This is a genomic window from Aerosakkonema funiforme FACHB-1375, from assembly GCF_014696265.1.
GTDB classification, from domain to species: domain Bacteria; phylum Cyanobacteriota; class Cyanobacteriia; order Cyanobacteriales; family Aerosakkonemataceae; genus Aerosakkonema; species Aerosakkonema funiforme_A.
The window spans coordinates 26,183-50,599 of record NZ_JACJPW010000026.1 but is presented as its reverse complement, the minus strand read 5'-3'; the positions used below and the strand labels follow the sequence as shown (position 1 = coordinate 50,599).

The 24,417-nt window shown below is 45.1% G+C and carries 18 protein-coding genes and 1 tRNA gene; 8 read left to right on the top strand and 11 right to left on the bottom strand.

Annotation, left to right across the window (positions count from 1 at the left end):
- Window positions 1-201 precede the first annotated feature (201 nt).
- Window positions 202-1,875, top strand: a complete 1,674-nt coding sequence (locus H6G03_RS12085) for a DUF655 domain-containing protein (protein WP_190464621.1) — start codon at window positions 202-204, stop codon at window positions 1,873-1,875.
- Between the two features lie 132 nt (window positions 1,876-2,007).
- Entirely contained in the window at window positions 2,008-2,868 is an 861-nt protein-coding gene (locus H6G03_RS37955; protein ID WP_199315264.1) for a pentapeptide repeat-containing protein, read from the top strand.
- A gap of 38 nt (window positions 2,869-2,906) precedes the next feature.
- Here the strand turns inward: H6G03_RS37955 and H6G03_RS12075 are convergent, their stop codons facing one another.
- Window positions 2,907-3,893: a hypothetical protein gene (locus tag H6G03_RS12075; RefSeq protein WP_190464620.1), complete on the bottom strand. Its 987-nt coding sequence runs from the start codon at window positions 3,891-3,893 to the stop codon at window positions 2,907-2,909.
- A gap of 88 nt (window positions 3,894-3,981) precedes the next feature.
- Between H6G03_RS12075 and H6G03_RS12070 the strand changes: the two genes are divergently transcribed.
- On the top strand, window positions 3,982-5,178 hold the full coding sequence (locus H6G03_RS12070; protein WP_190464619.1) for an NAD(P)/FAD-dependent oxidoreductase: 1,197 nt from the start codon (window positions 3,982-3,984) through the stop codon (window positions 5,176-5,178).
- A gap of 220 nt (window positions 5,179-5,398) precedes the next feature.
- Window positions 5,399-7,579 (top strand): methyl-accepting chemotaxis protein, encoded by a 2,181-nt coding sequence (locus tag H6G03_RS37235; RefSeq protein ID WP_199315263.1) that lies wholly within the window; start codon window positions 5,399-5,401, stop codon window positions 7,577-7,579.
- Between the two features lie 55 nt (window positions 7,580-7,634).
- On the opposite strand, the gene H6G03_RS12060 is transcribed toward H6G03_RS37235, so the two are convergent.
- Complete coding sequence (locus tag H6G03_RS12060; RefSeq protein WP_190464618.1) at window positions 7,635-8,291, bottom strand: MBL fold metallo-hydrolase; 657 nt, start codon at window positions 8,289-8,291, stop codon at window positions 7,635-7,637.
- A 3-nt stretch (window positions 8,292-8,294) separates the two neighbouring features.
- Here H6G03_RS12060 and H6G03_RS12055 point away from each other — a divergent pair, with 3 nt between their 5' ends.
- Together H6G03_RS12055 and H6G03_RS12050 are read left to right on the top strand one after the other, a co-directional pair.
- Complete coding sequence (locus tag H6G03_RS12055; protein ID WP_190464617.1) at window positions 8,295-9,800, top strand: site-2 protease family protein; 1,506 nt, start codon at window positions 8,295-8,297, stop codon at window positions 9,798-9,800.
- Between the two features lie 62 nt (window positions 9,801-9,862).
- A tRNA-Arg gene (locus H6G03_RS12050) sits at window positions 9,863-9,935 on the top strand.
- A 208-nt stretch (window positions 9,936-10,143) separates the two neighbouring features.
- On the opposite strand, the gene kaiC is transcribed toward H6G03_RS12050, so the two are convergent.
- The 3 genes from kaiC to H6G03_RS12035 all read right to left on the bottom strand — a co-directional run bounded on the left by kaiC (window position 10,144) and on the right by H6G03_RS12035 (window position 13,233).
- Entirely contained in the window at window positions 10,144-11,706 is a 1,563-nt protein-coding gene (gene kaiC, locus H6G03_RS12045) for a circadian clock protein KaiC (RefSeq protein ID WP_190464616.1), read from the bottom strand.
- 93 nt (window positions 11,707-11,799) lie between these two features.
- A complete protein-coding gene (kaiB, locus tag H6G03_RS12040; protein ID WP_190464615.1) occupies window positions 11,800-12,117 on the bottom strand; it encodes a circadian clock protein KaiB in 318 nt (105 codons plus the stop codon).
- A 90-nt stretch (window positions 12,118-12,207) separates the two neighbouring features.
- Complete coding sequence (locus tag H6G03_RS12035; RefSeq protein WP_190464614.1) at window positions 12,208-13,233, bottom strand: circadian clock protein KaiA; 1,026 nt, start codon at window positions 13,231-13,233, stop codon at window positions 12,208-12,210.
- 202 nt (window positions 13,234-13,435) lie between these two features.
- Between H6G03_RS12035 and H6G03_RS12030 the strand changes: the two genes are divergently transcribed.
- On the top strand, window positions 13,436-17,392 hold the full coding sequence (locus H6G03_RS12030; protein ID WP_242060386.1) for a hybrid sensor histidine kinase/response regulator: 3,957 nt from the start codon (window positions 13,436-13,438) through the stop codon (window positions 17,390-17,392).
- A 37-nt stretch (window positions 17,393-17,429) separates the two neighbouring features.
- Here H6G03_RS12030 and H6G03_RS12025 read toward each other — a convergent pair whose 3' ends face one another.
- The 4 genes from H6G03_RS12025 to H6G03_RS12010 all read right to left on the bottom strand — a co-directional run bounded on the left by H6G03_RS12025 (window position 17,430) and on the right by H6G03_RS12010 (window position 21,819).
- The gene (locus tag H6G03_RS12025; protein ID WP_190464613.1) at window positions 17,430-18,275 is read right to left on the bottom strand and encodes a hypothetical protein; all 846 of its coding nucleotides are present in this window, start codon (window positions 18,273-18,275) and stop codon (window positions 17,430-17,432) included.
- The gene (locus H6G03_RS12020) at window positions 18,238-19,899 is read right to left on the bottom strand and encodes a GldG family protein (protein ID WP_190464612.1); all 1,662 of its coding nucleotides are present in this window, start codon (window positions 19,897-19,899) and stop codon (window positions 18,238-18,240) included. Before H6G03_RS12020 ends, H6G03_RS12025 begins: the two co-directional genes overlap by 38 nt.
- Window positions 19,900-19,983: 84 nt before the next feature.
- Entirely contained in the window at window positions 19,984-20,781 is a 798-nt protein-coding gene (locus H6G03_RS12015) for an ABC transporter permease (RefSeq protein WP_190464611.1), read from the bottom strand.
- Window positions 20,782-21,819, bottom strand: a complete 1,038-nt coding sequence (locus tag H6G03_RS12010; protein WP_190464610.1) for an ABC transporter ATP-binding protein — start codon at window positions 21,817-21,819, stop codon at window positions 20,782-20,784.
- A 246-nt stretch (window positions 21,820-22,065) separates the two neighbouring features.
- Here H6G03_RS12010 and H6G03_RS12005 point away from each other — a divergent pair, with 246 nt between their 5' ends.
- Window positions 22,066-22,875 (top strand): hypothetical protein, encoded by an 810-nt coding sequence (locus H6G03_RS12005; RefSeq protein ID WP_190464609.1) that lies wholly within the window; start codon window positions 22,066-22,068, stop codon window positions 22,873-22,875.
- 3 nt (window positions 22,876-22,878) lie between these two features.
- On the opposite strand, the gene H6G03_RS12000 is transcribed toward H6G03_RS12005, so the two are convergent.
- Both H6G03_RS12000 and H6G03_RS11995 read right to left on the bottom strand, forming a co-directional pair.
- The gene (locus H6G03_RS12000; RefSeq protein WP_190464608.1) at window positions 22,879-23,406 is read right to left on the bottom strand and encodes a phycobiliprotein lyase; all 528 of its coding nucleotides are present in this window, start codon (window positions 23,404-23,406) and stop codon (window positions 22,879-22,881) included.
- A gap of 212 nt (window positions 23,407-23,618) precedes the next feature.
- The gene (locus tag H6G03_RS11995) at window positions 23,619-24,296 is read right to left on the bottom strand and encodes a HEAT repeat domain-containing protein (protein ID WP_190464607.1); all 678 of its coding nucleotides are present in this window, start codon (window positions 24,294-24,296) and stop codon (window positions 23,619-23,621) included.
- Window positions 24,297-24,417 lie beyond the last annotated feature (121 nt).

Sequence of the window (24,417 nt, the reverse complement as noted above, 5' to 3'; positions counted from 1 at the left end):
GCTGTTTAGTCCTGCTACCTTCTGGGAGTTTCCGCCCCTCAAAATAATTGACAGTACGGGGAACTTTGTTTGTAGCCAAAAGATCTCAAGGTATAAACTTTAGATTACAGAATTTTAGCAAGAAAGCTCATAGCTTCTTGCGACGGAATCAGTTGCTTGTCTCGTAAGGTCTGAAAATAGAGGGCTGTTGGCTATTGACTTATGAACATTAATTTGCTTAAAACCACCCTCAGACAAGCAGCATCGATTTTATTAGCACTTACCCTAGCTGCTTGTCAACGGGCTCAACCGCAAATTCAGCAACTGACTCCCCTACCCCAAGACCCCTTTATCGAGGTTTACTTCAACCACTCCGAGTCAAGTTCTTACAGAGAACCTTACCGCAAGCAAACGCGCCTTGGTGATAACCTGGAACAGCTTATTATCGATTCTATTGCAAGTGCTAAATCTACGGTAGATGTGGCGGTTCAGGAGTTACGCTTGCCGAATATCGCCAAGGCGTTGGTCGATCGCCAAAAAACAGGAGTCAAGGTTAGAGTTATTTTGGAGAATACTTACAGCCGTCCCTGGAGTAAGTTTACACCAGATGAAGTGGCGAAACTGCCGGAAAGGGAGCGATCGCGCTACAATGAATTCCTCAAATTAGTAGACCAAAATGGCGATAATAAACTCAGTCCAGATGAAATCGATCGCGGCGATGCGATCGTCATGTTGCAAAATGCCAATATCCCCATAATTGATGATACCGCTGATGGTTCCAAAGGCAGCGGTTTAATGCACCACAAATTTGTCGTTATTGACGGTCAAAATCTAATTATTACTTCCGCTAACTTCACCACATCTGACATTCACGGCGATTTCACTCATCCCAACAGTTTGGGCAATGCCAACAACCTTCTCAAAATAGAAAGTCCGCAATTAGCAAGTCTTTTTACCGAAGAATTTAACATCATGTGGGGTGATGGCCCAGGCGGTCAACCCGATAGCAAATTTGGCATCAAAAAAACATTGCGATCGCCCAGTCAATTTACACTAGGAACCGCTATAATCTCAGTCCAATTTTCCCCCACATCAGCAACAGTACCTTGGGAACAAACTAGCAACGGTTTAATTGGTAAAACATTAAACACAGCTACCCAGTCCGTAGACATGGCATTGTTTGTATTTTCCGAACAGCGCCTGGTCAATATCTTAGAAACCGAAAATCAACGCGGCATAAAAATACGAGCTTTAATAGATCCGGATTTTGCATATCGCAGTTATAGCGAAGCGCTGGATATGATGGGCGTCGCTTTGATTAATGATTGTAAATACGAAGTCGATAATCGTCCTTGGCAAAATCCCATTACCACTGTTGGCATTCCTCAACTGCGAAAAGGCGATTTGTTACATCACAAATTTGGTGTTGTGGACGGTCAAACTGCGATTACCGGGTCGCACAATTGGTCAGCAGCAGCCAACAATAATAATGATGAAACAGTTTTAGTAATCGAAAGTCGCACCGTAGCCGCCCATTATCAACGAGAATTTGAGCGACTTTACGCTAATTCAATTTTAGGTTTACCGGATGGAATCAAGCGCAAAATTGAGGCGCAACAAAAACAATGTCCGCAAATAAAAGCAGCTTCTGCATCTGCTGCGCCGACAAGTTTGGCTACACCTAAAATTAGCGAAAATTCGATAATTAAGAAAGTCAATCTCAATACTGCTACCCAAGCAGAATTAGAAACGCTGCCAGGAGTAGGGCCAAAATTAGCACAGCAAATTATTCAGGCGCGTGAACAGAAACCTTTCACTTCTTTACAAGACCTTGACAATGTGCCAGGAGTCGGGCCGAGTTTACTGGAAAAACTGAAAGATCGAGTTATTTGGTAAGATCGGCTTTCATCAAAAATTAAGAATGTTCTATTTTAGAAAAAAGTACACTGTTACAGGATAATATGATAATTTGGCATAGTTGGCTAGGCAGATTGACTGGAAAATATATCTTATTATTGGGAGGATATCGTGCAATCTCGACAAGTAAATCCGGAATTTTTTATACTGCCGGGAGTAGATTTACAAAAAGGAAACCCGGATTATAACTTAGCGGCTAAGCTTACTAAAGAACAATTAAAGAATAGATGGAAGACCACATCTGGTCAGGATATCCTGTCTCGATGGAAAACCAGTAACTTTGATAGGAACATTTTAGATAACCTTGTGGGCAAATTCTACGGTCATACCGATCTACGTGGTATAATTTTACCCAAAGAAAATTTAAGTGGGGTTGACTTAAATAAAGTTGACTTGTACGCTGCCAATCTTGAAAATGCGATGTTAAAAAATAGTAACCTAACGGACAGTTACCTTTCCGAAGCTAATATCAAGGGAACTTGCTTTGACTGGTCTATTATGGATGGCGTATTTCTTGACAATGTTGACTTTGACAATAGAACTAGCTTTACTGGTGTAAATTTAAGCGCCATTAATTTCACTCTAGCCGCATTGTTACAAGACTTAGCACTCGGTCAAGCAAGGATTATTAACCTGGAAAAGAAACGCCCTATTTTAGCTTTTGTACTGAAAAATACTTGCGACTATGGACGTTCTTTTCCGAGGTTCTTCCTATCATGTGCGATCGTTATCTTAGTTTTCAGTTTAGCTTATACTGTTTTACCTGGTTCTTTGGCTAAAATAGGCTCTGCTAATTCTCTTAGTTTCTGGGATAATCTTTACTTTTCGATGATGACATTTACAACATCAAGTACCGACATCCAGCCTATTTCAATTTTGGGCAAAATACTTGTGGCGATAGAAACTGCAACCGGATATCTTCTAACTGGGCTTTTGGTAGCTATCCTAGTTAAAAGAACGATAGGAGATTAATCGAAGTAAAAGGCTATAGGAGATAATAGAAAGCTTTGTTATCTTTCTGGATCGGACTCTTGCAACTTGTGGAGCAATCCGATCGCAGGATAATAATTACCGCAAGACCTCAGCGATCGCTCAAAACAACGCATCGCCGTTGTCACATTATTTCCAATCAGATGACCTAAACCTTCATTCATCAATAAACCGGGATGTTCTGGATATTGTTGATACATCTGATTGTAAAGATGTTCTGCTTTTTGGTACTTACCTTTGAGAGAAATGGCATTAGCTTTTGGCAGCTGACGCAAATAGCGATCGCGTCCGATCGAAGACTTAATTTTTACCCAAACAGAAGTAGGAACGCCAATCAAAAAAATTAAGTTTAACCAGAAAGTTTTCCAAAATATCGAATTTGCACAATTATCGCAAACATAACGGTGTTTGGCATAAAAACCATATACAAACAAAAGAAAGTAAAAGTAAAACTCTGTATAGCTTTGCACGCGATTAAACATTTGGCATTCATCGCAAAGGCAATACTTGTCACCTTTCGTTATCGCAGGCTGATTTTCCTTAAATATACTTTGGCAAAAGCGACAATAAATATAAGATGTGCGCTGGTGGTCGGATAGATCGATAGTTGACTGACATTCCGGACAAGTTGCACTGCGGAAGAGATGATATTGACCCGATTCCCGGAGGAAAGATTTATTATTGTCCGTCCTTTTACGAGAAGATATTTGGTCAATATGCTTTTTCAAATTCCGAGTATTGACATTATAAACTTCCAAAACGTAAACATAATTATTGACCGAATTAGAACTTGCTTCAATCTCTCCAGAAAGAGGAGAATCGCAGACGATAACTAACCTTTTGTCGCGCACAATAGTATCGGTAATCTGTTCGTAAAACAAAGTAGTTGTTGTACCTAAAATTATTTCGCGGTCAGTAGCGATCGCTTTTTGAGAAAAAAGTCCCTGCGCGTTACCATTCTCTACAAAGCGAAATTTAAACGAAAGCTCAGAACTTGTCGGTGACATAAGACTATTCCCTTGTGATGGAATCTACACTACTACGGCTTGCTATCCTGAAGAAAGTTCCTCTGCAACGACTCCAGCACATTTAACCATGACCCAACAACCTGCACGCATATGTATACTCGGTGGAGGCTTTGGCGGTCTCTACACAGCCCTGCGATTGGATACGCTACCGTGGGAGGCAACGGAAAAACCGGAAATTGTGCTGGTGGACAAGAGCGATCGCTTCCTCTTCACTCCCCTCCTCTACGAAATCCTCACCGGCGAGCTGCAAACTTGGGAAATTGCCCCATCCTTTGCAGAAATATTGCAAAACACAGACGTGCGATTTTGTCAAGGAGTTGTAACTGACATTAATACCGAACAGCGCCGGATTCAATGGCAGGATGAGCCAGAAATACCCTACGATCGCCTTGTCTTGGCATTAGGTGGCGCTTCGCCGATCGATATAGTGCCTGGTGCTGCATCCTATGCCTTTCCCTTCCGCACCCTTACCGACGCCTATCGTTTGGAAGAAAGACTGCGAGTATTGGAAGCGCAGGAAACAGATAAAATACGGGTAGCGATCGTCGGCGGCGGTTATTGCGGGGTCGAATTAGCTTGCAAACTGGCAGATAGACTGGGAGAGAGAGGAAGATTTCGGATAATCGAACAAAGCGATCGCATTTTGCGGACATCCCCAGAATATAACCGCGAAACTGCACGCAGAGTTTTGGACGAAAAAGATATCTGGATAGATTTAGAAACCACAATCGAATCGGTTAGTCCAGATAGTATTTCCCTGCTGTATAAAGGACAGGTAGATACAATTCCCGCCGAATTGGTCATATGGACAGCCGGAATGCAGGCAAGTGCGATCGTGCGAAATCTTCCCCTCAAACAAAATCAGCGCGGTCAACTTACCACTACACCTACCCTGCAAGCTGTCGATCGTCCAGAAATATTTGTATTGGGAGATTTAGCAGATTGTCAGGATGCAGAAGGTCAGCAAGTACCCTCCTCAGCACAAGCAGCATTCCAACAATCCGATTTTACCGCCTGGAATATTTGGGCTTCCCTTACAGGTCGTCCCTTACTTCCCTTCCGCTATCAAAATTTAGGAGAAATGCTCACATTGGGAACAGATAACGCCACTCTCAGCGGTATGGGAGTGCAATTAGAAGGACAATTAGCATACCTCCTCCGTCGTCTCATTTATTTGTATCGAATGCCAAATTTAGATCATCAATTGCGAGTAGGTGTAAATTGGATGGCTAATCCCATTTTGGATTTTATCAATCCCACTTGATTGTGATTCTTAACAAGACTTGAGAAACCGGGTTTCTTAACGAAAAAAGATCTAGGTTCTTGGCTTCAAGAAGGAAGAAATCCGGTTTCTAACCCCAGCACAAGATGTGAGTTTAGCAATGCTTCTCACACCAACCTTGCGATCGCATCTTTACATAAGTCCATTCGACAGTCTATGTTTTGATAGAGATACTATCGTTTTTAGAGACAAACTGTGATTTATGGTTCAGAAACTGGGTCAGGGTTGGAATAACTTAAGTTTCCGCAGGAAAATGAGTCTGCTCTTGATATCAGGAGCTATTGTGCCTACAGTTGTTGTAACTCAAGGTATTCTCAGTTTTGCACAAACGCAATTGTTTCAAAATTTACAAGCAACTTTAAACATTCAATTAAACACCCTGGAAAGTCAGCTTAATGACAAACAAAAAAAAGTAGCTTTAGAAGCCCGAAATTTAGCAATTTTTGTAGAATCTCAGCCAGGAGATTTCAGCAAGCCCCAGCAGCAGGCAACTCTAGGCAAACTATTATCTAATTATGTTGGCATCGAGCCAGATAATAGTTTTTACTTGATTGCAGATAGTCAAGGTAAAACAGTTGCTCAGTATATTCAACAGGTTGCCGAAGATTTTTCTAACTATCCACTATTACCGAAAGAACAGTTACAAAAAACTGTATATAGTGCCGTATCTTTGCCAATCGGTATTAACCTGGGTGATATTCCCATCGTCCAAAATGCGTTTAACTCTCGCCGTCCTCTCGCTGGAGCCGAATTGTTAAAAAGCGAGTGGCTAAAACGCTTAGGCTTAGAACAACAAGCAAATATTGGCATAAGAGCGCAGAAAATCGAAGGATTGCCGCAACCAAAGCAACCTTTTCCCCAAGGAACATATAATATTGATGATGGTAAAATAGGCTTAGCGATCGTAGCAGTTCACCCGATAGAGATAGAAGGAAAATTATGGGGAACTGCGATTGTCGGTACGCTGCTCAATCGGAACTTTGAAATAGTCGATCGTCTCAAAAAAGAAGTAGGCGTCAGTACCGCTACCCTGTTCGCCCAAGATTGGCGAATCAGCACAAATGTTCCCTATACCGATAAAACAACCAGAGCGATCGGAACGCGAGTTGCTCGCGAAGTAGCAACAAAAGTTTTGCATCAAAAACAAGTTTTTATTGGCGCAACCAATATTATCGGAATTGACTATATCACCGGCTACAGTCCCATATATGACCATCAAGAACAACTCAATCCAGCGACAGCACAACCTGTTGGGATTGCTTATGTAGGTGAACCCACAATTGAAGTAGAAAAGAACTTGAATATCTTGAGATTTGCTGCTTGGGGACTCGGCGCAGGAATTGCCTTATTAGCCGGTTTAGCCGCCATTCCCATCGCAGCAACCTTCTCCAATTCCCTACAGCGTTTAGCCAATAGTGCCCAAAAAGTTGGTGCTGGCGATCTCACAACTTTAGTGCCAGTTACAGATAGCCAAGATGAAATAGGGGTGTTACTGGCGACTTTTCAAATAATGACTAAAAATTTGAATGCCTTAATCCTTCAGGTACAGCAATCGGCGATTCAAATCACCACCGCCGCTACCGGAATAGCTGCTTCGGGTAAGCAACTAGAAGGAACAATGACAGAACAGCTAGCTTCTACCAATCAAGTCGCTGCTACAGCTAAGCAAATTGTTGTCACCTCCGCATCCCTAGTAAAGGCGATGGATGAAGTTGACCGCCACGCGCAAACAACAGCTAACTCAGCTGATGACAGCCAAAAAGACTTGATACAGATGGAAAAAACTATGTATAAATTAGTAGAAGCCACCGATACTATCTCGACGAAGCTGGGAGCGATCGGTGTCAAAGCTAATAACATCAACAATATCGTCAACACGATCGCCAAAGTAGCAGATCAAACTAATTTACTTTCCCTGAATGCGGCAATTGAAGCGGAAAAAGCAGGTGAGTATGGAGCGGGATTTGCTGTCGTAGCTAGAGAAATCCGCCGCCTAGCCGATCGAACAGCAGTCGCTACCCTGGAAATCGAAAATACGGTCGAAGAAATGCAAATAGCGGTCAACACCGGTGTGACGGAAATGGATAAGTTCACTCATCAAGTTAAACAAAGCGTCGCAGTTGTGCATGAGATTAGCACTAAATTAGGTTCCATTATCGAACAAGTGCAAGACTTAACTCCCCGCTTTCAAGCAGTGAGTAAACGTATGGAATCTCAATCGCAAGGAGCAGAGCAAATTAGGGGTGCAATGGTGCAATTGAGCGAAGCTTCCTCGCAAACTGCCGAATCTTTGCGCGAGATTAACAATTCGATCGGACAATTAAAAGACGCAGATCAAGGTTTACGCTGCGAGATATCTCGTTTCAAAGTTGCTGCGAGTTGATAATTTTTCACAAAGAAAACCGGTTTCTTCAAGAAACCAGTTTTCTCCTATCGCCTTAAAGCACAGCTTTAGCCAAAAGTAAAGCATCTAAATCCAAACTAGCCAAGTGCTGGTAAGCTCGATCGATCGCCCCTTTGCCCCGCAAAAATCCTGTATTCCCACCGGGACAGATATAATTGAGAGTCTCAGGCGAAAAGCGATCGCGCAATAACTGCACGCTGCGAATTTGTCGCGGCCAATGAAAAGTTTTAGAAGTTCGCAGAGGTACAGGTACGCCTTCCTTGTCCGGCAATAAATGACGCCCCGCGAACAACACCCCACCCAAAGCGCTGTAATAAAGACAAGCAGAACCGGGAGAGTGTCCGCTTGTCCAGATCGCTTGCGTTTGAGGAGTGAGGGCCAACTCTTGCCGAAATGTCGTTACATCTAATTTAGGCAATAAATAAGCTTCCTGTTCTTGGATCGAAACCCGACAGCCAAAAGCCTGCTGAATTTCTCGCGCCTTACCAATACCGCCTCGGTGAGTGATAAACAGCCACGATACCCCACCGCGTTCCTGTAAAAATTTCTGATTTTCCTCGTCCCAAGCCGGACAATCAACCAGAATATTGGTTTCGTTTTCTACAATAAGATAGGCTGTTGCTCCCAACGTATCTCGATTGGGTGGAAAGGCAAAAATCGTGTCCAAGACAGCCCGTGGTTGTTTGGGCATAACATGAGTGTATTGTTGCTTATACTATTGGGACTGGCTACCTACTTCATTGTCCAGCGTAGCGTTGCCAGTATTACTAAAACACCAGCCTGGATACTCTGGTTGGTGATGATGACATCGCCATTGGTATGGCTTGGGTGGACATTGGTCTATGGCCAGAATAAGCCTATGCCAGTCGCCCTGACGATGGGCGTATTTTTAATCAGCGTCATTTTGTACTGCTGGCTGATTCTGTTGGGGCGTAAAGACCTAACCCCACCAGCAACTCAAAACTCCGATACCCCTACCCCAGAACAGACCGCCAACCCAGACGGTCAGGTATTAAAGGTACGCCCCATCAATAAGGAAGAAGAAACACAGCTGCGGGAATGTTTTCCTTGGACGATCTATTACCTGCAAAATCTGGAGTATCGACCCCAAGCCGTGATTTGCAAGGGGCAACTGCGAACCAAACCGGATGTAGCTTATAAAACCATCCGGGAGAATATTGAAGCAAAATTTGGCGATCGCTTCCTGATCGTCTTTCAAGAAGGTTTCAACTCCACCCCCTTCTTCGCCCTTGTTCCCAATCCCCAAGCTCAATCTAATACCCAGCGTAACAGCGAACCTCTGACCCGACCGGGTTTGGCTTTGGTACTTCTGGCGACAACCTTCTATACCACAACCATAGTCGGGGCGCAAATAGCAGGTGTCACCCGACAGGCAGTAGAATCAAATTCAGCCATACTGCTGAAAGGACTGCCCTATGCCTTGGCACTGATTGCCATTATGGGTGTCCACGAAATGGGTCATTATTTGGCCTCTCGCTTCTACAAATTGCGGACAACTCTGCCTTACTTTATCCCCGTCCCGTTTTTCCCAGGCACATTTGGGGCGTTTATTCAGATGCGTAGTCTGCCGCCCGATCGCAAAGTCTTATTTGATGTGGGAATAGCTGGGCCTCTGGCAGGTTTTTTGATTACTTTACCATTGCTGATTTGGGGTTTGGCTAATTCCTCCATCGTCCCCATATCGGAAAAAGCAGGCATATTGAACATCAATGCCTTTATTCCCAGCTCTTCGCTACTGCTAACTTTCTTGAGTAAGTTGGCCCTGGGCAATGCTTTGACCCCCGATAAAGCGATCGATCTCCATCCCGTCGCCGTCGCCGGATACCTGGGCCTGATCGTCACAGCTTTTAATTTGATGCCTGTAGGACAACTCGACGGCGGTCACATCGTCCATGCCATGTTTGGCCAAAAACAAGCCACTGCGATCGGTCAAATTTCCCGCTTCTTACTTTTGACCGCTTCTCTGATGCCGTGGTTGTTGGGAGTAACTATCATTCCGCCCTATTTTTTGTATTGGGCTGTTTTCCTATACATAATACCCATTTACGACGAACCGGCTTTGAACGATGTCTCCGAACTCGACAACAAACGCGACTTGTGGGGCTTGCTGGCTTTGGGCCTGTTGTTGATTATTATCTTGCCTGCCCCCCGTTTTCTGATCCAGCTGTGGAAAATTTGATCTGTTCTCAGTCCTCCTCCCTCCCTAATTTCCTTAGAAATGCTATACTCGTATAGCAATGAGGGCACGTAGCTCAGTGGATAGAGCACCAGGTTCCGGTCCTGGGTGTCGGGGGTTCAAATCCCTCCGTGCTCGTTCGATGTTTAGTCCAACCATAGATCGGCAGATCATTTCTTTGCTGCCATCTCTATTTGGTTGCTTTTCATTCGCTCAAGCTAACGCCCATCTAGGTAAAAGTAAAGGGAAAGGCTAATTTATTTTTCTCTTCCCCTTTAAATTTTTCACCCGTGGGACAAAATCAAAAATCTCAAATTCCAAATGCTAATTTTTTGAATAAATAGCTTTACTCTTCCCCAATTTTTCCTTGAACCCCCTTGACAATCCGAGAAAGTTCTGTTTTTTCATCAACGCTAATGCGACTGGGAGAACCGCTGATAATCCGTTCAAAGTTCCGGAAAGAGTCTTTAATTTCGGGGCCTTTTTCGCTGATGGTGTACTCGCGGATGCCTTTATCGTGCCAAGAACCCCGCATCTTAAACACGTTAATAGCGCGAGACATTTCGCCGCGAATCTCTACGTACTGGAGCATAATGATTGTGTCCGTAATCGTAGAAATATGAGAGTCTGTAATCGAATGAGACCCCATAAATTGATCGGTGGTGTTGGTAAAAAAGCCGGTAATTTCTTCTTGCTTGGCAAAACCTGTTACGCCAATCACAAACTGTCTAAAAGCATTATTGCTCACTCCCCGCGCCAAAGCAGATAAAGAATCGATCGCAATTCGAGAAGGCTTAAATTGTGCAATTTCCGATTTAATAATTTGCAAGTGGTCTTCCAATCCAGCCGATTCCGGATAAGCACAAATAATTTTTAGCACATCTTTTTGTTCTAAATCCTCAAAATCAATACCCCATGAGTAAGCATTGCGCGATAGCTGAGCGCGAGATTCTTCATAAGCAAATAGCATCGCTCGCTCGCCTCTCATACAGGCATCTTGCAAAAATTTACTTACTAAAAGCGTTTTGCCTGTACCCGTCGCTCCTGTGGCCAAAATAATCGAATCTTTAAAGAAACCACCACCACACATTTCGTCCAGCGTTTTCACACCAGAAGAAACTCTCACATTAGAAGAACGTTGAGTTAATCGCATTGCACCCAAGGGGAAAATGTTAATTCCATCATTAGTAATAGTGAAAGGATATTCGCCTTTCATATGAGTTGTACCTCTCAATTTCAGGATTTCCATCGTGCGGCGACGCCTCTCTCCTTCCAAAACATTGCGGACAATTATCACATTGTCCGACACAAATTCTTCTACGCCAAAACGCGCCACCGGCCCATATTCTTGCTCCCTTTCGGTTGTCATAATAGTAGTCACGCCAACTTGCTTTAAACGCGCCACCAAGCGAAAGATTTCTCTTCGCACAACCGAAGCAGCATCGTATTGTTGAAACACCGCCGTCACCGAGTCGATCGAAACCCGTTTAGCTTTGTATTTACGAATGGCGTATTGCAGACGTTCAATCAAAGCAGAAAGGTCAAAACTCCCGACAACATCTTGTCCCTCCGGATCGGGAGAAGCATCTAGAATAAATAGCTTGCCATTCTCGATTAATTGTTGTAAATCCCAACCAAAGCTACAGGCATTTTTGATAATATCGTTCGGCGATTCTTCAAAAGTAACAAAGACTCCCGGATCGTCAAAATGAATGATGCCGTTATAGAGAAATTGGATGGCTAATAATGTTTTTCCAGTTCCAGAAGTCCCGCTTACTAACGTTGTTCTACCAACAGGTAAACCCCCATGACTTATATCATCAAATCCCTCTATAAGGGTACGGATTTTTTCGACTCCTACTTTTAGAGTTTCTTGTTTTTGTTCGGTCTGGTTTTTGGGTTTATTCATTGCTTCGATCGTCAAAAATGAAAGTTAAGAGCATAAACTAAAAGGCTAAATCCTTATCTTTGCTGGCTTGATTGGCCTGATGGCAAAATTCTTTTAAAAGCCCAATTCTTCTTCCTCACGCAATTCTTCGTAAAGCAGATCTAAACCAATCAATACCTTCTCTCTGTCGGAAAGATCGCCAATTATTTTTCGCACCGGGGGAGGTAATATTTTCGCCAGAGTAGGAGTTGCCAAGATTTTATCTTCTTCTGCCAGTTGGGGATTTTTGAGAACATCAATCACTTTCAGTGCGTAAACGCCTTGAAACTCTTGTTCAAGTATATTTTTGAGCATTTTTAATGCTCGGACAGAATTGGGTGTGTTCCCAGCTACATAAAGCTTGAGAACATAGGTTTTCTTCAAAGGGCTCATAAATCGTTATTACTTGTTCATTGTTCATTGTTGATTGTTCATGTTCATCGTTCATTCTTAATCTGCGGATCGCGAACTATGAACCATAATTTAAGATTCTCTGGGCAGCGAACGGCGGTACATTTCACATAAGTGAGCTATCACATCGATTAACGTCAGTCTGTAATCTAATAGCACTTCATCGTTACGCCCTTCCAATTTTAGTTGCTTGGAAAGATCATCCATTAACTCCATATGAATTTCCACAATATGAGTAACCGGTATGTCAGAAAAGAAAGCTGTATTGACAAATTCATCAATTTTTTGATTTAGGTTGGCATCTTGTACAAAGTAATTCAGAACTATCTGGCGGTAGTCATATTTTAATTGAGCCAGAAACTCCTGTTTTTTGGAAACTGAAAAATTCCGAAAGAAATGTTTGGGATTGCGCTTGTAATACACTCCCAGGTATCCTAATCGTTCTCTTAGTTTTTCTGCCAAGCGCTGTTGCTGTGACAAGAGAAAATTTTGTTTGGCGATGTTTTCGCCCCATGAGAATGTCTCGCACAAAGGAGCTTGGGAAGAAAGCTCCAGAAAGCGAGCGATCGCTTGCTCAATCCGATCGGCAATGCGATCCATTTCGCTAAGAGAGACTTCGATCGCCGCCGCATCATAAAAACTCACAATCCCCTCTGGAGTAAATTCTGCTGAAGTTTTCCCTGACTTTTCTGCGGGTAAGGTAGATTTGCGAATCTCATCACCCGATGTTGGGCTTAGCCTTACTTCTTCTATATCCGCCTTTAAAATCACGCTAGGTAAGAGCGTACCTTGCTCGTGCAACTGCTCGACAACGGTCAACATCTCTGGGACATCCTCTAAAATCAGGCAATCGATCTGTTGTTGTCGCTGCGTCACAAAACTCAAAAACGCCTCTTTTGACTGGAATTCAGACAGCACATAGCGTTCGCCACTTAAAAACGGCTCAAGCGACTGAGCCAATTGCTCAGAAGGCAAGAAAGTACAGATAGAAAGTTGCGATCGCACGTGCTTTTTGGAAGTAAGGGGATCAACTCGTTGTATAATTGCTTCCCCCCCAGGACAGACATCCTGTAAGGGACTCAATACAATGCTTAACATTAAGCTAACATTAGTTGAATTGTCATTAATTGTAATTGCCAAAATAGAAGGAAAATTCGTACTGAGCTCATAATATGATGTAGACCCTTTAAGCGTCTCCTACTCTGCGTTAAACAACATTTGCCTAGCTTACAGGCATTGCTTCCACCTGAAAAAGACGCACCGCCTACCCTGTATGTAGAGCGGTTGAGGCGTAAAAGTCATGGGACTGTGGACTCAAAGAGGCGCTTTCAGCTATTTTGAACTGCCAGCCAGACAGCACATACCCATGTCTACCCCCTGCCTGAAAGAATTTATCGCCATCGTCCCAATCTGCACGCAGAGGATGAGCCTCGCAGCAGTGCTGGAAATTTTCAGCCAGGACAACTGCGAGCCCAGCACCACCACTACTCGTTACACAAATAGCTTGGTAGTGGTGAACGAACAGCTACGCCCTATGGGAATACTGCACCTGAGCAGTCTACTGCCCTACTTGAACTTATCCAAATCGGCTTCTGGGGGGGCAATATTTAAAAGTGCCCCAGAAGCGACTTTAATGACAGCAGACTTCGAGCCGTCTTTGCCTCCTACCTTTCCGGGTGCAGCTTATGGAAGGAGCCTGGGAGAAGTAGAGCGAAAAGATGGGTTCGATCGCCCTGCGGTAAATAAAGCATCTGTGACATCGCGCCGACCCCAAATTGCGCCAGAATTTAATTTACAGCAACCTATTTTAGATCTCGGTCTATCCATCATTGAGCCGGTCGCCACCCTACCTGCCGATTTTACTCTCAAACAATTTTGGCCGTATTTGCAAGATCGGAGGTATAAAACTGCTCCCAGCCCTGACTGGGCTCTAGTCGATCCCACTGGCAAGTTTCTGGGCTTGCTGGATACTCAGCGTCTTCTGCAATACCTGGCCAATCGCTTATCGCCAGAAATATTAGCAGAATCCGAACCTCCACAAAAACCAGCAGCGCCAAGATTGCCTGTCGATCGCATCCCCTCAAACAACCCCACCACCACTACCCTAGAGGAAACCCTTCATCCCCTGATTGTACTGCTGGAACGACTGCCCTTACCCATCATGTTGCAAACAGGCAACGGTGAATCCGTAAACCAAAATTTAGCGTGGCGCAAACACTTTGGAGCCCTGCAAGACCCCGAATCGATCAGACGCGAAGCCGCTGAACTATTGGCAAAAGCACCACCTCCAGGGCAAGATGCCAAAGTGGAGGAATGGGACCATTTCTTTGGCGAAGCCTCAAATTTATTTGATTTTTCGGTTTTGCCGATCGCCACCCCAGCTAGAAACTCAGACGAGCCGACGACTCCTAACGATCGCACCTTTGCCCCTAAACTTTGTCATTTAGGTACAAATCCAAACACCTGCATTTGTATCTGTCCCATGCAAAATGGTTCCGAGCGAGCGTGGCAATTTATCAAAATCCCTCTGGGCAACGTTTTATCCAGCCAGGATCTGTCCCAAGATAGCCAAAGCACCCCCCAAAGTACACCAGAAGAGCTGCTTCAAGTGACTAAGTGTTATGAGAACTTTTGCTTAGCAACTTTAGGCGCAAACATGGATAGCTCCCTGGTAGCGCCTTCGATTCCCATGCTGGAACAAGAAACTCTGCGGCTTACACACGAAGCATTTGGCATCCAGTATGGAGATCTCAGAGCCAAGCAATCGGGACAACATATCGACGGTAAGCCGACCTCTGAGCCGGATAAAGGGTCGGAAATATTTAATAGCTCTCCAGAAGCGATCGGTGGTGACTTGTGGCTCGTGCTAGCACAGGATGTTACGGACGAGCAGCAAGTCGCCAAAGAACTGGCAGCTAAAAATGCCGATCTCATTCAACTCAATCGGCTTAAAGATGAATTTTTAGCCTGCATCAGTCACGAACTAAAAACTCCTCTCACAGCGGTTTTAGGCTTGTCCAGCTTGCTCAAAGATCGTTTGCTGGGCGAACTCAACGATCGCCAAATCCGCTATGCGCGACTGATCCATCAGAGCGCTCGCCATCTCATGACTGTCGTCAACGACATCTTGGATCTTACCCGTATGGAAACTGGGCAGCTGGAGCTGACCCTCGCTCCCGTGGATATCCAAAATGTATGCGATCGAGCTTATGAGCAAGCTCGACACCTCGTATGGGGAAAAAACAAAGAAGAAGAAGAAGAACGCATTGCCCTCACTCCAGAGCCTAACTTCACTCTGTCGATCGAAACCAGTTTAGAAAGCTTGATCGCAGACGAACTGCGCCTGCGTCAAATGCTTGTCAATCTGCTCTCCAACGCGCTTAAATTTACAGAGCCTAACGGTCACCTTGGCTTAAAAGTCAGCCGCTGGGAAGGCTGGATTGCTTTTACGGTCTGGGATACAGGGATAGGCATACCCGAAGAAAAACAACACCTAATCTTTCAAAAATTTCAACAGCTAGAAAATCCCCTCACCCGTCAGTTTGACGGTACCGGACTCGGACTGGTTTTAACCCAGCGTCTCGCTCGCCTTCACGGCGGGGATGTTACTTTTATTTCCAAGCCAGGTACAGGTAGCGAGTTTACGCTTCTCCTACCTCCCAGTCCACCTGGAAATACTTATGAATTCCCCACAATGAGTTCTGAATGGGAAGAAAATTCTCTAAATCAAAATTCTTATTTTGTTCAGCAAAACTCTTATGCCACACACCAGAAGTCAGAAGCTTCATCTCGCTTAGTTTTAATCGTAGAAACCACACCCCGATCGATCGAAGAACTAACAAACCAGCTTTTGGGGTTGGGCTATCGAGTCGTCATTGCTCGCTCCGGTACGGAAGCTTTAGAAAAAGCGCGACGGTTGCAACCTTGTGCCATTTTCCTCAATCCCCTCCTACCTCTCCTCTCAGGTTGGGATGTACTCACTTTGCTCAAATCATCTCCCCAAACTCAACACATACCAGTGATCGTCACCGCCACTAGGGCAGAAAAGAATTACGCTTACAGTAAGCGAGCTAATAGCTTTTTGACTTTGCCGGTGCAACTGGATGATTTGCGCCAAACTTTGGAAAGCTTGGCCCACCCTCAAGCATCCGAAAAGGGTCAAGCTTCCGGGACCGGTTTGATCGTTCTGCGGCTTAGTACACGTGCGCCAGGGGATTTAGCAGAGGATCGCAACAGTGCGATCGCAACAACTAATTTATCTGTCGAGCCGACTCACCAGCCGGCTTCTAGCACGGCAATATTTAAGACTTCTCCAGCAGGCGATTTGGAGGGCGAGAAAGTCGCAAATTCACACCAGGCTTCCTCGTTCCCTCACCCCAATTTGAGTAAACTTTTACATCAATACAATTACCGGATTTTAGAAGTTGACGATCTCGATCAAGCCGAACTTCTAGCGCGGGTTTGGCAGCCCCAGGTAGTCTTACTCGAAAGCCAAATTTCCGATCCTATACCTTACTTGGAACAGCTGAGCCAACACCCAGCCTTGGCAAGTTTGCCCTTGGTGGTTTTGGATGAAGCGACTGCTAAAGCTGCTCTTCAAGTAAGCGGTAAACATGGAAAGTTGCCTTTACAAGTATTTCCTTGTTTGACAGCCCCTGGATCTTCATTAGAACCCAATACTTTGTTACAGGCGATTCAAGTAGCTGCTGGTATGAGCTGCAAGCCCAGTATTTTAGTTGTGGATATCTTAACTTTGCCGGATTTAATTCCTTCTTTTGGCCCTATACAACCAACGGTGACTTCTGGTATGGAGTCTGCTAGTTCCACTTCCCCAGAAGCCGGACAAGATCGACAACTGACAAATCTGGATATGGCGGCTGCTACTAAAAAGCGAACTGAGAAGCTGCAAGTCTTAATCCAATATTTCCAAACGGCTGGGTTTAAAGGTGTGATAGGTCATTCTTGGGAAGAAGTTTTGCGGCAAGTTCAGCACCGTAGTGTAGATTTACTGTTAATAGATCTGGCAGAATTAACAACCTCAAACCAATTAATAAAGGAGATCTCTGCTCTCAAACGGTTTGGACAAAGACCTCCTACGCTTGTGCTAGCTAAACAGTTAAATACAGATGAATCGTCGTCAGGTCTGGAAGAGTCTCTAGATTTGGCTTTGCGGGAAATCGCCACGCGAATTTTGCCTGCTTCTTTGTCGATGGAGGAACTTTTAGAGCAGATTCGTCAGACACTAACTCAGGTCTAGAAATGCTATCTCATCTCTTTTTTTGACTTTTGACTTTTTATTTTTGACTTTCTTCTTGTTTCCATTCAGATAAAGGTCGATTTACCGCATACTCGAAATCCTTAGTTACCAACAGCACTTGTATCGGTTCCTTCACTTGTTTGGGAGGATCGGCGATCGCATACAAGGAGGTATCGTTAAAATTAGGCTTACCTAAAATCAGTTGATGATTTACCTGATTATTTAACTTTATATCCACAGTCGCTAGAGGTTCATTCAAACCGTAATCTATGCGCGGATCGCTGGGGATGCGCTCGCTCTTTGCCTTAACTAACTTATCCAGCAAATAAGCCACATAGGCGTCATTAGCTGGCATTTGGGTGCCAATCTTTTCTTTTGGCCGCTCTGTTGCTTTTGCTTCCGGAGATGGTGTTACTTGAGTATCTCGATCGCGTTCGCTTGCTTTCTTATCGCCAGAACTATTTACCGTACTATTTTCAGGCAATGCAGTTGTTTTGTTATCGCCAGATTCAGTGTTTTCCTTCGCTTCAGATTCTTGTTTTGTCTCAGTTTCCTTGGCAATTTCCAAGATTTTCATTCGCCATTTAGTGGCGGAAATATTATTTTGCTGCGGCTGATTTCGATCGAACTGTATAGTTTTATTTTGGGTTTTTAAAACAACAGTTTGCACATCTTTTTCCTGGAAATCAAAAACCAGATTTTCCTGATTTTTCGCCGCTTCTAGCTGCGGTCTGCCCTCGGTTTCAAACAGATAAACGATACCGCCTAAAAACACCGCCGATATTAACAGAATTAGAGTAGACTTCGGGAACTTCATATGAGACAGCAACCTCCAGATATCTTCCTTATCGCCGCCGCCACCAAAGCCAGCCAGCCGTTCCAAATCCGATTAAAGGTAAAATGACTATACTTATCCAAGTTAACAAGCCAGCTTGGGAAAGTCTCATCTTCAGACGACGCTGGTTTGGCTGCTTGGGACGAATGGAAAGAGTGCGATTTTCTTGCCTATTCAACCAACTGACTGAATTGAGAAACACATCGCCATTTAACTGTTGCTCGAATACCCCATCGCTGACAAAACTAGAATTTCCAAACACAACTAAGCGAGCTTCATCTGAGCGTTTTTTTGGCTTTTTATCCAAATTTTGTTTTGATGTTTGGCTTTCTGACTTATTTGGAGATGCAGCAGGAGAGGGTGATGCTTGTGCTGGCTGGGAATTGGATATAAATTCCGCTTTACGACTCAAAGCTACCCCTAAAATCAACGGCCCTTGGCGATCCTGCTTGGGATCGAAAGTTAATTCCCGATTTTCTAAATCGCTTTCCGCCCAGCTATCTTGAGAAGTCAACAACAGTGGCGTCGCTTCCACACCTTTGATAGGTTGAATATCTAGAGGTCTTGCCATTTGATAGAAAGAAATGCCATTGCCAAAATTTTTAGTAATGGGATGATTTCCGTAGTTAGTCACGATGGGAGTAGCCGGTCCCAATCCAATCAAACGTCCATCATCGGAGGCATCAACGGCAAGACGATTTTCCAGCTTCACACCCCACTCATCCAATAAACTATTGAGTCCCAGATCGGTATTGGGGTCTAATGCCAGTAGCAAGCTGCCACCTCGATCGAGATATTCGCGCAACACTTTAACTTCTTGCTCAAACAAAGCTCGTTTTGGCCCCGCTACCACGACGGCAACGGCATCATCGGGAACTGATGAACGTTCTGCCAAGTTAAGCGCAATGCTTTTATAATTTTTCTGCTCCAGGTACTTCATTGCTTGAGACAGTCCATCTCTGACTGACTCCATCGGTCGTTCGCCATGACCTTGCAGAAAATATACTGCCAGAGTGCGATCGCTTTTAATTTGTTCTATAGCATTAGTCAGTTTTTCTTCCGAAAGCGGCTCATTCTGATTGACGTTTTGGATAAACTTTCGCTGTTCGCCATATTCCAAATAAGCTTCGCCGCTTTCTTTGAGATTAAATTTTCTCGCCAATCCTGGATTGACATTAGGGTCGATATACTCAAAGCTGAACTTTGACCCCTGACGTTGGTAGTTCTCCAATAATTGCTTGTCTTTGGGATCGGGATTGCGATCGAATATCCACACTTTTACAGGTTGGGTTAAATCCCGCACCAGCTGCTGTGACTGAGGCGACAGAGTAAACTGTTGATTTTCTGACAAGTCCATCCGCCCCGAATAGCGGACGCCCAAAAAGTTAATTACCACCAAAATCGCCACAACTGCTGCCGTAGCTACAAAGGCATTAGTTCCTGCTTGTGTGGAACGCTGTCCCCAAAAACTTTGTGTCGGTGAAGTTAAATCGCCATTACCTTGACTTGCCAACCACAATCCTAGAGCCACACTTCCACAAATTACCAACAAAAGCGGTACGGGCAACCACTTGTCCGATACTACCCAAGCGGTGAAACCGGCAGCAAGTAGAAATAGCCCTATCCAGAGCAGATATTTGGCATATTTATCGCTGAATTTGAATGTTTTCATTGGCTGATTACTAATTGCTGATTTAAGATTTCAGATTTCAAATTTATTTAAATCTGAAATTTGAAATCTGAAATTTGAAATTCCCTATGACGAGCGCTGAAAGCGCAAGGCATCGATCGACTGAGCGGTGAGAAACACCCCCAAAACAATAAAACTAGCAAAAAATATCAAACTGCTGCTATCCAAGATCCCTTGTACCAGGTTGTTGTAGTGCTTCAGCAATGATAAATAGCTAAATACTGCGCCAACCCAGCCGCCCCACATCCCGGCGAATAAATCGATCATCCACAGCAGCAAGACAGCGACAAACGTGAAGATTGCCGCCAGAACGTTACTATCTGTAAGGGAAGAGATAAACATCCCCAAAGACAGTACGCTAGCGGCGAGCAAGATTAATCCCAAATGCCCCAATAAAGGTACAGCTGGCGGTACGGGGGGGTCAGCCGCACTCAAAGCGATCGCCTCATAGGCTAACATCGGCATGATAATCGCCGTGAAAAAAGTTAAGACTCCCAACAATTTGCCCACCGACACTGCCCAGTTGGTGATGGGCGACGTTGCCAACAATTCCAAAGTACCGCGTTTGCGCTCATCTGCATAAAGACCCATCGAGAGCATCGGCAGCACAAACAACGAAAACGACCCCATCACGTTTAAGAAGCTTTGCAAAACCAAGTTGGCCACATCGATCGGCGGTACGGTTGCGCCGTACATTCGATCGTATTCTGCGGCTTGATTAATTGTGCCCAGCAGAATAGTCATAAAAATGCAGCCAGCCACAAACCAGAATACACCCGCGATCGCATACGCCAAGGGCGAAGCAAAATAGCTCTGCAACTCCTTGCGGTAGATAGCCATAATATTGGCGAGGATTATCTGCATTTACTTCTCTCCTTGCTCAAGAGCTTCCCTACCAATCTCCCTTTCCTGTTGTACGGGTCGGGGTTGGGGGTGGGTTTGCTCCTCGCTAGTTGTCATCTTTTCCGATGTTGTCAGTTCTAGGAACACATCCTCTAAAGTGGCGCGTGTGCGTCGCATTTCGCATAATCCCAATCCAGCCGATACTAAAGCAGCCGCTATCTCGCGACCCGGTTCGGCTCCCGTTTCCGATGTTATCCGGTAGAGAGCGCGACTTGAGGGTAGATGCTCCATCGGCATAGATTCTACCAAACGTACCCCCGGCACCGCTCTCAATCTTGCCAAAGCGGTGGCAGCATCTCCCTCTACTTCGACTTCATACCCCGAACCTTCAGCCAAACTAGCCTCCAGATTTTCCGGGGTATTAGTTGCCACAATTTTGCCGCGATTGATAATTGTGACGCGGCTACAAGTCATGCTGACTTCCGGCAAGATATGAGTTGAGAGAATAATCGTGTGGCTACCGGCGAGACTCTCGATCAATTTTCGGATCTCAATGATTTGACGGGGGTCAAGACCAACCGTCGGTTCATCCAGAATAATCACAGGTGGGTCGTGGACGATCGCCTGAGCAATTCCCACTCGCTGCCGAAATCCTTTGGAAAGCTTGCGGATCGCGACTTTGCGCTTTTCCTCCAGATTGCAGCGTTTGATGGCCGAGTTAACCGACGCAACGCGATCGCCCGCCGCTACCCCCTTAATTCGGGTTACAAAGTATAAAAAGCCTTCTACCGTCATTTCCGGATACAGCGGCGGCACTTCTGGCAAATAGCCTATTCGCTGCCGCACCGCCATTGAATCGGAATGGACATCGTACCCAGCAATGCGAGCCGTACCGCTGGTAGCCGGTAAGTACCCGGCCAAAATTCGCATCGTCGTCGTTTTACCGGCTCCATTTGGCCCTAAAAAACCGACGATTTCCCCCGGCTCCACAGTAAAGGTAACATCTTGGATGGCTGGGGTCGAGCCGTAGATTTTGCATAAATGCTCAACTTCAATCATCTGACTTTACTCCAGGAGGTTGTCAATCCCGTTTACACTATCGATCGGTTGCCATACAGGTAGCAGGTGAAGCGTCGTGGCACAAAAAGGGAAAGATAAAATTGCCTAACCTAACCACTATCGCTAATGAACGCCTGCTGTAACAGAAATAAAACTAAAACTCCGTTTATCGTTTATGAAGCTAGCTTTTAATTCGCAGGTCGATCGCATACTCCCAAATCTTAAACCAAGCCCTATTAACATTTAATGAGCGAACTAGAAAAAGGCTCTCCAGCACAAGAAAACAAAGCAGCTGCCGCCGCCGCTACGTTGCTGTTGGCTAACTACAGTTTCGACTTGGGCGGCTACCCAGCTACTGAATTGGTTGAGCGTTGGAGTAAAAATTACCCAGCCGACTGGGTGCGGCTCGCCGTAATTGAGGCACTGTATCAAGGTCGGTATAAATCCATTTCGGTCGAGCAGATTTTAGTTATCTGGCTGCGACGCAAGCAACCCATTTACCATTTCAAGTACGAATTTGAACGCCTCGTTTGTAACAAACTACCGAAAGAACTTCGAGAAGTTTTCTTTAGCAGCGCCGCAGATGCAGAGGAGGCATCTCAGCAAGAGTTAAAACCCCTTGCTGTACAAGCACCGGAAATTTCTATACCTTGCGACGATCTAATCCCCGACATGGAAGCAGCTCCCACCTCAAACCCATTTGAAGCTTTGGTACAGCCTGTTTCAGAGGAACATACCTCCAAATCGAATATCGCCTTAGCACAAGTAAAGGAAAGTCACCCCAGCCACAGCGAAAATTCTGTAGAACTCCCATCGCTGCTGCCAAAGTCAGATGAGCAAAAAACTCATCTGACCAATGGCAATTCAGACTATCAGTCTAGCCAACAAAGAGAAAATCTAGAATTCACTGCATATCCTGAATGGGGCTTCAGTCATCGACCGATTGAGCAATTCATACCTGAAGCCTTATCCTCTGACTTCTATATCAAGCTGAAGGCGCTGGCCCACCCAGGAGAGGAACACAAAGAAGGGAAAAATGGAAGAGTGAATTTTTGATGTCTAGGTTTTAGTTACTCCCATACGAATCTCCGAGCAAAAAGATGCCATACTGAAACCACCGAAACGCTTGAGTATGCTTGCTCGCAGTCGCAAGTTAGGACTGGCAAACCAGATGCGCTCTTCTGAGTACATCGTTTCGTACTCGGTAATCAGTGTCATCGCATCATCGCTACCGATAATGTAGCGACCTGCCACCCCTGCCTTCTCAGCATAACCGACATCTCGCAGCAACTTGCCGCTTTGGGGTGTATCCAGATCTGGTATCGGCACCAGCACTGAGGAACCTTCGTGTTTTTCGCTATCCCATTCCATTGTCCCGTCCCAAGTGACGCGAGCCCCACCCCAAGCTAACTTCGGGTCTATGTCGTACTGCTGGCACAGATCGATCACTACCGGGTCGTCTCCTGCGAGCATTTCAATTTTGATATCTGATTTGCCGCTTTCTGATTGCTTGAAGGCTAGATGGTGACTGGTGCGTTGTGAAAACCATTTGCCAGCGCTTAGCTGGAAAAATTCTTTAACATCCATGAAGCAAACTGTCTCGCGCCAAAAGTTTTTTCAATCCCAATCCCCATCTTACAAGGGGCTTGGGGCTAATGAAAGTCAAAAGTCAAAAGTCAAAAGTCAAAAAAGGGGTTAGGGGCTAGGGGCTAGAGAAGAGGGAAGAGGGAAAAGGGAAAAGATTTATTCTGCCGCTCCCCCACGACCTAAGCTCCCACTCCCCCACTCTCGCCAATAAGCTACTCAATGGCTGTCTCCTCCAGACGCTGGAGAGAAATTTTGGCTGCCTCGCAAACTTGCGGGTGAGCATCTTTTTCCAGAAATTTCAGCGCCGGAATGGTCTTGGGGCTGGGAAGATAACCTAAAGCTTCTGCTAAGCGTTGCCGTACCAACCAATCTTCAGATTGGGCAAAGCGGAGAATAGTATCGACTGCTTCTACGGCTTTGATTTCACCTAGAGCGGCGATCGCTGCTTGTTGCAGTACCACTTCTTTAGTATCTAACGCCCGAACCAATACCTCATAAGCACGCCCATCTTTGAGATTGCCCAGCGCCACTGCCGCACTGAAGCGCACCAGCCAATCTGTATCTTCATAGAAAGCCCGTACTAGCGGCTCAAACGCACGATTGTCTTCCAGATAGCCCAAAGCACCGGCAGCGTCAGCGCGAATTCCGTAATCCGGATCGGTTTCCAGCAACTTCACTAAAATTGGATAGCATTCCGGTGTCTGCTTGATGCCCAAGGCAAAGACTGCCATTGACCGAATTTGTAAGTTTTCATCATCTAAAACTTTTTTAATCAAAGGTACTGCTTCCACTGCCGGGATATCCCGCAACGAGGCGAGGGCTATCATCCGATCCCGCGAAGACTTGCTTTCTAGGCGAGCTGATATTTCTTGTAACTGGGAAGGATTCATTCGCTGACCTTACACTCATTTTTTTTACAAATCTTAACATATTCTGGACAGCAGCTTGACGACAAACCAGCCTAAATGCTAGAAGAGTCTGACCGAGAGTGTGACGGCTTGGGGAATTTAG

Bases quoted from the DNA above. Each gene is read 5' to 3' on its own strand.
- H6G03_RS12085 (WP_190464621.1), top strand. From the start codon at position 202: ATGAACATTAATTTGCTTAAAACCACCCTCAGACAAGCAGCATCGATT.
- H6G03_RS12075 (WP_190464620.1), bottom strand. From the start codon at position 3,893: ATGTCACCGACAAGTTCTGAGCTTTCGTTTAAATTTCGCTTTGTAGAG.
- H6G03_RS12070 (WP_190464619.1), top strand. From the start codon at position 3,982: ATGACCCAACAACCTGCACGCATATGTATACTCGGTGGAGGCTTTGGC.
- H6G03_RS37235 (WP_199315263.1), top strand. From the start codon at position 5,399: ATGGTTCAGAAACTGGGTCAGGGTTGGAATAACTTAAGTTTCCGCAGG.
- H6G03_RS12060 (WP_190464618.1), bottom strand. From the start codon at position 8,291: ATGCCCAAACAACCACGGGCTGTCTTGGACACGATTTTTGCCTTTCCA.
- H6G03_RS12055 (WP_190464617.1), top strand. From the start codon at position 8,295: ATGAGTGTATTGTTGCTTATACTATTGGGACTGGCTACCTACTTCATT.
- kaiC (WP_190464616.1), bottom strand. From the start codon at position 11,706: ATGAATAAACCCAAAAACCAGACCGAACAAAAACAAGAAACTCTAAAA.
- kaiB (WP_190464615.1), bottom strand. From the start codon at position 12,117: ATGAGCCCTTTGAAGAAAACCTATGTTCTCAAGCTTTATGTAGCTGGG.
- H6G03_RS12035 (WP_190464614.1), bottom strand. From the start codon at position 13,233: ATGTTAAGCATTGTATTGAGTCCCTTACAGGATGTCTGTCCTGGGGGG.
- H6G03_RS12030 (WP_242060386.1), top strand. From the start codon at position 13,436: ATGGGACTGTGGACTCAAAGAGGCGCTTTCAGCTATTTTGAACTGCCA.
- H6G03_RS12020 (WP_190464612.1), bottom strand. From the start codon at position 19,899: ATGAAAACATTCAAATTCAGCGATAAATATGCCAAATATCTGCTCTGG.
- H6G03_RS12015 (WP_190464611.1), bottom strand. From the start codon at position 20,781: ATGCAGATAATCCTCGCCAATATTATGGCTATCTACCGCAAGGAGTTG.
- H6G03_RS12010 (WP_190464610.1), bottom strand. From the start codon at position 21,819: ATGATTGAAGTTGAGCATTTATGCAAAATCTACGGCTCGACCCCAGCC.
- H6G03_RS12005 (WP_190464609.1), top strand. From the start codon at position 22,066: ATGAGCGAACTAGAAAAAGGCTCTCCAGCACAAGAAAACAAAGCAGCT.
- H6G03_RS12000 (WP_190464608.1), bottom strand. From the start codon at position 23,406: ATGGATGTTAAAGAATTTTTCCAGCTAAGCGCTGGCAAATGGTTTTCA.
- H6G03_RS11995 (WP_190464607.1), bottom strand. From the start codon at position 24,296: ATGAATCCTTCCCAGTTACAAGAAATATCAGCTCGCCTAGAAAGCAAG.